The sequence below is a fragment of the Mesorhizobium sp. M7A.F.Ca.MR.362.00.0.0 genome (assembly GCF_004023175.1).
Classification (GTDB): domain Bacteria; phylum Pseudomonadota; class Alphaproteobacteria; order Rhizobiales; family Rhizobiaceae; genus Mesorhizobium.
Map to the genome: position 1 here is coordinate 1 of NZ_RZTF01000275.1, position 8,879 is coordinate 8,879.

General features: G+C 62.6%; 6 protein-coding genes. 2 read left to right on the forward strand and 4 right to left on the reverse strand.

The window, feature by feature from the left end; translation table 11 throughout:
* The coding region (locus tag EOC06_RS26280) for a glycine cleavage T C-terminal barrel domain-containing protein (RefSeq protein ID WP_164898740.1) at window positions 1-445 on the forward strand (445 nt) is incomplete at its 5' end.
* Window positions 446-832: 387 nt separating this feature from the next.
* The gene (locus EOC06_RS26285; protein ID WP_127270074.1) at window positions 833-2,542 is read left to right on the forward strand and encodes an APC family permease; all 1,710 of its coding nucleotides are present in this window, start codon (window positions 833-835) and stop codon (window positions 2,540-2,542) included.
* Window positions 2,543-2,610: 68 nt separating this feature from the next.
* Here EOC06_RS26285 and EOC06_RS26290 read toward each other — a convergent pair whose 3' ends face one another.
* The 4 genes from EOC06_RS26290 to EOC06_RS26305 all read right to left on the reverse strand — a co-directional run.
* Window positions 2,611-5,757: an efflux RND transporter permease subunit gene (locus EOC06_RS26290; protein ID WP_128309151.1), complete on the reverse strand. Its 3,147-nt coding sequence runs from the start codon at window positions 5,755-5,757 to the stop codon at window positions 2,611-2,613.
* 199 nt (window positions 5,758-5,956) lie between these two features.
* Window positions 5,957-7,099, reverse strand: a complete 1,143-nt coding sequence (locus EOC06_RS26295; RefSeq protein ID WP_128309152.1) for an efflux RND transporter periplasmic adaptor subunit — start codon at window positions 7,097-7,099, stop codon at window positions 5,957-5,959.
* A 51-nt stretch (window positions 7,100-7,150) separates the two neighbouring features.
* Window positions 7,151-7,756, reverse strand: a complete 606-nt coding sequence (locus tag EOC06_RS26300; RefSeq protein ID WP_128309153.1) for a TetR family transcriptional regulator — start codon at window positions 7,754-7,756, stop codon at window positions 7,151-7,153.
* 187 nt (window positions 7,757-7,943) lie between these two features.
* On the reverse strand, window positions 7,944-8,879 hold a 936-nt coding region (locus tag EOC06_RS26305; protein ID WP_164898741.1), incomplete at its 5' end, for an AMP-binding protein.

The window sequence follows — 8,879 nt, forward strand, 5'->3', positions numbered from 1 at the left end:
GCAGGCGCTGGACATGGTGCGCATCGAGGCCGGGCTGATCTTCGCCGGCTACGAATTCTCCGACCAGACCGATCCGTTCGAGGCCGGCATCGGCTTCACCGTGCCGCTGAAGAGCAAGACCGACGATTTCATCGGCCGCGAGGCGCTGATCCGCCGCAAGGAGCACCCGCAGACGAAGCTGGTCGGCCTCGACATCGACGCCAATGTCGACGTCGGCCATGGCGACTGCGTGCATGTCGGCCGCGCCCAGATCGGCGTGGTCACGTCGGGCATGCGTTCTCCGGTGCTGAACAAGACCATCGCTCTGGCCAGGCTCGATGTCACCCATTCGGCTGTCGGCACCGAGGTTGAGATCGGCAAGCTCGACGGCCATGCCAAGCGGCTGCCGGCGCGCGTCGTCGCCTTCGCCCACTACGATCCGCAAAAGACCAAACCACGCTCCTGACGGCCTTCCTCCCAAGACAGTGAGGCCGTGCTGGCAGTCTGTGATAGGAATTTTTTCTTGACCTGCTGAGGGCAGCTATGCTACATATTCGTCCATGGTGCTGATTTGCGCCGCGACCCGCCTCCGGCGGGTTTTTCGTTTCCAGACCCCTGGTCCTTTTCCGAACAATCCTGCCCGCCAGTGTGAAGCTGACATGTTTCGCAAGCGTGATGTGCACGGCGCGACAATTCGCTTGACGTGAAAGCGCGCCGGATCAATCTTCACTCCTAAGAAAAAAAAACGACTGAGTGGAAACACCGGCAGTCCATCAATGCATGCGTCGATGGTGAGCCTAGCGAAGCCGCGGCGGTCACGAACGGGGAACATCAAAATGGGGAACAAAGACATATGAGCACGATAACGACTGTCCTGGAGCCGCTTGCCGAAGGCAAGTTGCACCGAAATATCGACTGGCGCGGCGCCTTCTGGGTGGCGAGCGGTGTGCCTGCCCTCGTCCTGTTCTCGATCGGCGGCATTGCCGGCACGACCGGCACGCTGGCCTTCGCGATCTGGATCTTCTCCATGATCATGGGCTTCCTGCAATCCTTCACCTATGCCGAAATCGCCGGACTGTTTCCAAACAAGTCGGGCGGCGCGTCGATCTACGGCGCCACCGCATGGCTGCGCTATTCCAAGTTCATCGCGCCGCTGTCGGTGTGGTGCAACTGGTTCGCCTGGTCGCCGGTGCTGTCGCTCGGCTGCTCGATCGCCGCAGCTTATATCCTCAACGCGTTGGCGCCGGTGCCGCTGTTCACCGATGCCTCGCCCGAAGTCGTCGCCTATATCGCCGCGCATGCCGGGACGAGTGCCGCCGACGCCATCACGGCGGTGACCACCGCGGCAACGCCGGTGATCCGCAACTGGACGCTCTACAGCCACACGCTGGGGCCGGTCTCGTTCACCCTCAACGCGACCTTCTTCATCGGCGCGGTGCTGATGCTGATCATCTTCGCCATCCAGCATCGCGGCATCCTCGGCACTGCCAATGTGCAGAAATATATCGGCCTGCTGGTCATCATCCCGATGCTGATCGTCGGCGTCGTGCCGATCGTCACCGGCCAGATCAACTGGGCGAATTTTTCGCCGCTGGTGCCGCTGGCGGCAGCCTACGCGCCCGAACCCGGCGCCTGGAACATCGCCGGCTGGACGCTGGTGCTTGGCGGCATGTTCATCGCCGCCTGGTCGACCTACGGTTTCGAGACCGCCGTCTGCTACACCTCGGAGTTCAAGAACCCGGGCACCGACACGTTCAAGGCGATCTTCTATTCCGGCCTTTTGTGCATGCTGCTGTTCATCCTGGTGCCGTTCACCTTCCAGGGCGTGCTTGGCCTCAACGGCATGCTGGCGACACCGATCGTCGACGGCTCCGGTGTCGCCGACGCGCTGGCCGGCATGGTCGGCGGCGGCGCACTGATCCACAGCCTTTTGGTGATGCTGATGATCCTGGCTCTGGTTCTGTGCATCATGACGGCCATGGCCGGCTCTTCACGCACGCTCTACCAGGGCTCGGTCGACGGCTGGCTGCCGCGCTATCTCAGCCATGTCAACGAACATGGCGCGCCGACGCGGGCAATGTGGACCGATCTCGTCTTCAACCTGATCGTGCTGGCCATCGCCTCTGCCGACGCGACGAGCTTCTTCTTCATCCTCGCCGTGTCGAACTGCGGCTATATCATCTTCAACTTCCTCAACCTCAATGCCGGCTGGATCCACCGCATCGACAACGGCCATATCGCCAGGCCTTGGAAAGCACCGAGCTGGTTGCTCGGCGTCGGCGCGATCTTCGCCTATGTCAACATGATCTTCATGGGCGCGGGCGCCAAAGTTTGGAATCCGATGGCGCTGTGGGCCGGCCTGATCACGGCAGCCCTGATTATCCCGGTGTTCTGCTTCCGCCATTACATCCAGGACAAGGGCAAGTTCCCCGACCACATGCTGGCCGATCTCGGCATGACGGGGGCCGACCTCTCGGTCAAAAAGGCGGGCATACTGCCCTATCTGACCCTGGTCGCCGGCGTGGTGGTGATGCTGCTCGCCAACTGGTTCTTCGTCATCTGACCTCGTAAAAGTGAAAAGGATCGGGCGCGCTTCGGCGAGCCCGATCCTTTTCGACTGGCGTGATCGATCTATTCGGCGGCCAGCGCCAGTTGCGGCTTTTCGGCTTCCTGGCTCAGTTCCAGATCGTCGGTCCGCCCCTCCGCCCCGCGCTTCTTCGGCTCCCGGCCGAAGAACAGGGCATACCCGGCAGGCAGGACCAGGATGGTCAGCACCGTGGCAACGAGGATGCCGCCCATCATGGCGTAGGCGAGCGGACCCCAGAAGACGCCGCGCGAGATCGGGATCAGCGCCAGCACCGCCGTCAGCGCCGTCAGCGTGATCGGCCGGAAACGGCGAACGGCCGAACCGATGATCGCCTCGTAGCGGTCCATGCCCGCGGCGATGTCCTGGTCGATCTGGTCGACCAGGATGATCGAGTTGCGCATGATAATGCCGAGCAGCGCGATGACGCCGAGAATGGCGACAAAGCCGAACGGCGCGCCGCTGATCAAGAGTGCCGCGGCAGCACCGATAATGCCAAGCGGACCGGTCGCCAGCACCAGCATCGCCTTGCCGAAGTTCTGCAGCTGGATCATCAAAAGCACGACGATGACGGCCAACATGATCGGCGCCTTGGCGGCGATCGAAGCCTGGCTTTCCGCCGAATCCTCCGCACCGCCCTGGGTCTCGACCTTATAGCCGGGCGCCAATCCGTCACGCAGGCCCTGCATGTCCTTGTACAGTTTGGTGACGACGTCATTGGACTGCACGCCGTCGGGCAGCGTTGCCCGCACACTGATGGTCGGCAGACGGTCGCGGCGCCACTCGATGCCTTGCTCCAATACCGGCACCACCTTGGCAACCTGCGACAGCGGCACGAAGCCACCGAAGTCGGTCGGGATATAGACCGAGTCGACCGAGGACAGCAGGCTGCGGCTGGCATCCGGCTCGCGGGCGACGATGGACACCGTCTCCTCGCCGTCGCGGAAGTCGTCGAGCGGCGCGCCGGACATCGCCGCCTGCAGCATCTGGCGGATGCGCTGCGAGGTGACGCCGAGTGCGCGGGCACGATCCTGATCGATGACCAGCTTCATCGCCGGAACCGGCTCCAGCCAGTCATCATGCACGGCGCCAAGCAGCGGATCCTCACGGAACTTCGCCTTCACCTGGTCGGCGATGCGGCGCACCTCCTGGCGATCCGGCCCCATGACGCGCATCTGCACCGGCCAGCCGGTCGGCGGGCCGAGGAACAGACGATCGACCTTGGCACGGATGGATGGGAAGTCTTCAGCCAGAACGGTGCGCAACTTGACGATCAGCCGTTCGCGGGCCGGTTCGTCATTGGCCATGACGAGCAGCTGGGCGAAGTTGGGGTTGCTCAGCTGCTGGTCGAGCGGCAGGAAGAAGCGCGGCGCGCCTTCGCCGATATAGGTGGCGATGAAACGCTTGTCCTTGTCGTCCATCATCTTGGTTTCGAGCGCCTTGGCCTGCGCCTCGACTTCCTTGATGCTGGTGCCTTCCGGCAGCCAAAGGTCGACGAGGATTTCCGGCCGCGACGATTGCGGGAAGAAGTTCTGCGGAATGAACTGGAAAGCCCACAGGCTGGTGCCGAAGGTGACCAGCGTCATCACCAGGACGATGATGCGATGGCGCACGGCCCAGCTGACGGTAGCACGAAGCCGGCGGTAGAAACGCGTGTCGAAGACATCGTGATGGCTGCCGGCATGCTTGCGCTGCTTGAGGATCATGTTGCCGAGCCATGGCGTGAAATAGACCGCGACGAACCAGGAGACGATCAGCGCGATGCCGACGACATAGAACAGGGTGCGGACATATTCGCCGGCGGTCGAGGCCGCGAAGCCGACCGGAATGAAGCCGGCTGTGGTGATCAGCGTGCCGGTCAGCATCGGGAAGGCGGTCGAGGAATAGGCGAAACTCGCCGCCTCGACCTTGACCATCCCCTCCTCCAGCTTGCGCTCCATCATCTCGACGACGATCATCGCGTCGTCGACCAGAAGACCGAGCGCGATGATCAGCGCGCCGAGCGAGATGCGCTGCAGGTCGATGCCGAGTTCGTACATGATGGCGAAGGTCGCAGCCAGCACCAGCGGGATGGCGATGGCGATGACCAGACCGGAACGCCAGCCTATCGACAGGAACGAGACGACGAGCACGATCAGCAGCGCTTCGCCAAGCGCATGCATGAACTCGGCCACCGCATCGGTGACGACGCCCGGCTGGTCGGAGATCTGGTCGACCGCAACCCCGTAAGGCAGCGCCTCTTCGAAGCGCTTGTAGGTGGCCTCGACATCCTTGCCGACGTCGGTAACCTTGAAGCCCTTGGCCATGACGACGCCCAACTGCACGCTGTCGTGACCGTTGAAGCGGTATTTGCGCTGGAACGGATCTTCCAGCCCCGAGGTCACCGTGGCGATGTCGCCCAGCCTTGTGACCTGGCCGCCGGCGCGCAGGCGCAGGTTCCGGATATCCTCGACCTTGCCGACATCGCCCTCGACGGAGATGCGTACCGAGTTGGTGCCGGTATCGACGGAGCCGGCCGGGTCGACATTGTTCTGTCCCTTGATCGCATTCTGCAGATCGGTCAGCGTCAGGCCGCGTTCGGCCAGGGCCTTGGACGAGACGTCGATATAGAGCTTTTCCGGCTGGTCGCCGATGATGACGGCCTTCTCGACGCCGGGCGTCGTCAAAAGCATGTCGCGCGCCTGGATGGCGAACTTCTTCAGTTCGGGATAGCTGAAGCCGTCGCCGCTGATCGAATGCAAGGTGATGAAGGTGTCGCCGAACTCGTCGTTGAAATACGGCCCGAGCAGGCCCTGCGGCAGGTCGCCCTGGATATCGCCCACCTTCTTGCGCACCTGGTAGAACGCGTCGGTCACCTCGGCGGTGTTGGTGTCGCCCTTGATCTGCACGGTGATGATGGCGCTGCCGGCGCGGGTGAAGGAGCGCACGAAATCGAGATGCGGCGTTTCCTGCAGCTTGCGTTCGATCTTGTTGACGACCTGGTCTTCCATCTCCTTGATCGAGGAGCCCGGCCAGATCGCCTGGACGACCATGATCCGGAAGGTGAAATCGGGATCTTCCTTCTGGCCCATACGCATCAGGCCGAGCGCGCCGGAAATGATGATCAGGCCGAACAGGAACCGCGCAATGGCGGGATGGCCGATTGCCCAGCGCGACAGGTTGAAGGGCCGCTTCTCTTCCGTGGAATTGGTCATCGACGCTGGTCCATCTATCTAGCGCAACAAAATCGAGGTTTCATAGTGGCTTCCGGGCGGCAAGGCTCTCCGAGCGGAGAAGCACTCATCGCGGTGGGACGCGAGATCGATGTGGGGGTTACATCAATCGAGCGTCTCGGTCGGGCGCCTGCCGCCCGGAAACCAACGACTGCGGGAACGCGCAGCCGGTTGTCTGTCGTCAGCGCACCTGCTTGGCGTCGCCGTCTGCCGCGGATGCCGATTGCAGCGCCGCATCACCGGCGAGCTTCACCTTCAGGTTTTCGGTCATGAATTGCGTGCCGGCGGCGACCACGACATCGCCGGGTTTCAAACCCTCTGCGACACGCACGCCATCGGCGGCGAACTCGGCAACCTTGATCGGACGGGCATGAACGGTGTTGGCGCCACGATCGACGGTCCAGACGATCGATTGGGTGCCTTGCTCGGCCAATGCGCTCAGCGGGATCGAGACCAGCTGCCGCTCATTGGCCGCCGAGGCTTCGATGCTGGCGGTCATGCCGAGCAGCACACGCGGATCGTTTGGCAGGCTGACGCGGACGGCAAAGGTGCGTGACTGCGGATCGGCGCTACCGGCGACTTCGCGGACCTTGCCATCGAGCGCCAGCGCATCGTCGGACCAGAAACCCGCCTTGACTGCCTTGCCCGGCCTGAATTCGGCGATTTCCATTTCGGGGACGGCGATCAGCACTTCCTTCTCGCCGTCGACGGCGACAGTGACAACCGGCGTACCGGAACCGACGACCTGACCGACGTCGGCACTGACCGTGGTGACGATGCCATCCCTGTCGGCCTTGAGATCGGTATAGCCGACCTGGTTCTTCGCCTGTGCAAGTGTCGAAAGGGCGGAAGCACGCGTGGCGACCGCTTGGTCATAGGTCAAGGTCGCCTGTTCGAGCTGTGATTTCGGGGCAAAATTCTTGGCAAAAAGCTGCTCGGCTCGCTTGCGGGCAAGCTCCACGGTCTCGACCTGCCGCTCGGCGGCATCGAGCGCTGCCTGCGCGCTCTTGACCGAGAGGTCGTAGTCAATGGGATCGATGCGGGCGAGCACATCGCCCGCGGCCACATGCTGGCCGATATCGACGAGGCGCTCGGTGATCTTGCCATTGACGCGGAACGCCAAAGCGCTCTCGGTGCGGGCTCGCACCGAGCCGGAATAGGAGAGCGTGCGGGTGTCGTGCACCTTCGCGATCTCGACAACCTTGACGGGACGGATGATATCCTTGACTTCGGCTTTTTCCTGGCTGCAGCCGGCAAGCCCGAGAGTGGCGACGATCAGGCCGGCAACTGGCAGCTTGCGAAGGATGAAATTGGACAAAGACATCTTGGTACTCCGACTGGAGATGAATGGTCGACAACCGGCTGGCGGGGGCTATTACTTCAGAGCTCTGATCGCATAGTCGATCAGATCGTCGGGCATCGCCCGGTTGGTCTTGGCAAGGCACTGCGCAACCATTTGCGGATGGCACAGGATGACCGTTGCGGCACCGAAGCAGCGCGACGCGGTCACCGGGTCCTGTTGTCTGAACTCACCGGCCTCGATGCCGTCGCGGATCACCTCCGCAAACAGGTCGTGGATGCTGTCGACATGCTTGTCGATCACACCCCAGTCCCGTTCGAGGGCGACGATGACCATCTCGTGGACCTTCTGGTCGTCGAGCATGACCTCCATCGTCATCTTGTATTGCGCATGCACGTAACGCCTAAGCCGCTCCTCGGCGCTGACCGGCAGGCGCGAAATCTCGTAGGCCATCTTGTAGCTGGCGCCGAGCATACGGCCGCAGACGGCCTGGTGGATTTCGACCTTGGAGGCGAAGAAACGGTAGATGTTGGCGGGCGACATGCCGAGCTCACGCGCGATGTCGGCGACATTGGTCTTGCCGTAGCCATAGTGCCGGAACAGGCGCTCGGCGCAATCGAGAATGCGCGTTACATTTTCCTGTCGGGCGGCTTCGGCGACTATGGTGGCGGCTTCGGACATGATCCTCTATCGATTTACGAGTGATGAATTTCGATTTTCGTCATTCGTAAATTGAAAAGAGCGACCTGTCAATGCGGATTCGGTGTACACGTACGACTGGTGACAGATGGTGACAGGGAACCGACGAAAGTCGCGGAGGCTTTGCCCAATCGCAAAGGTCGTAACTGGAGGAGAGCAGCGACGAGGCTTAAGTCCCCCTCGCCATCTCGCGCAACCGGAATTTCTGGATCTTGCCGGTCGAGGTCTTCGGGATTTCGGCGAAGATGACCGCCTTCGGCACCTTGAACCGGGCAAGCAGCGCGCGGCAGTGATCGATGATCTCGGCTTCGGTCGCGGCCTTGCCGGGCTTCAGCTCGACATAGGCAACAGGCACCTCGCCCCATTTGTCGTCGGGCCTGGCGACGACGCCGCAAGAGGCAACCGACGGGTGCTTGTAGAGCGCGTCCTCGACCTCGATAGAGGAAATGTTCTCGCCACCGGAGATGATGATGTCCTTGGAGCGGTCCTTGAGCTGGATGTAGCCATCGGGGTGCATGACGCCGAGATCGCCGGAGTGGAACCAGCCGCCGGCGAAGGCCTCGTCGCTCGCCTTGCGGTTCTTCAAATAGCCTTTCATGACGATGTTGCCGCGGAACATGACCTCGCCGATGGTCTCACCATCGGCCGGTGTGGTCCGCATCGTCTCGGGGTCCATGACGGTCAGGCCTTCGAGCGCCGCATAGCGCACGCCCTGCCGCGCCTTCCTGGCACTGCGCTCGCCCTTTTCGAGATCATCCCAGGCGCCATGCCATTCGTTGACGACCGCCGGACCATAGGTCTCGGTCAGGCCGTAGAGGTGGGTGACGGCAAAGCCGGCATCGGCCATCCCCGACAGCACCGCTTCCGGTGGCGGAGCTGCCGCGGTGTTGAAGGTGACAGTCTGCGGGAATTCGCGCTTGTCCTCCTCCCTGGCATTGATCAGCACCGACATGACGACCGGGGCGCCGCACAGATGGGTAACGCCGTGATCGGCAATCGCATCGTAGACCGGCTTCGGCCGCACCCAGCGCAGGCAGACATGGGTGCCGGCCTGGACGGCAAGCGTCCAGGGAAAGCACCAGCCATTGCAGTGGAACATCGGCAG

Bases quoted from the DNA above. Each gene is read 5' to 3' on its own strand.
- EOC06_RS26285 (WP_127270074.1), top strand. From the start codon at position 833: ATGAGCACGATAACGACTGTCCTGGAGCCGCTTGCCGAAGGCAAGTTG.
- EOC06_RS26290 (WP_128309151.1), bottom strand. From the start codon at position 5,757: ATGACCAATTCCACGGAAGAGAAGCGGCCCTTCAACCTGTCGCGCTGG.
- EOC06_RS26295 (WP_128309152.1), bottom strand. From the start codon at position 7,099: ATGTCTTTGTCCAATTTCATCCTTCGCAAGCTGCCAGTTGCCGGCCTG.
- EOC06_RS26300 (WP_128309153.1), bottom strand. From the start codon at position 7,756: ATGTCCGAAGCCGCCACCATAGTCGCCGAAGCCGCCCGACAGGAAAAT.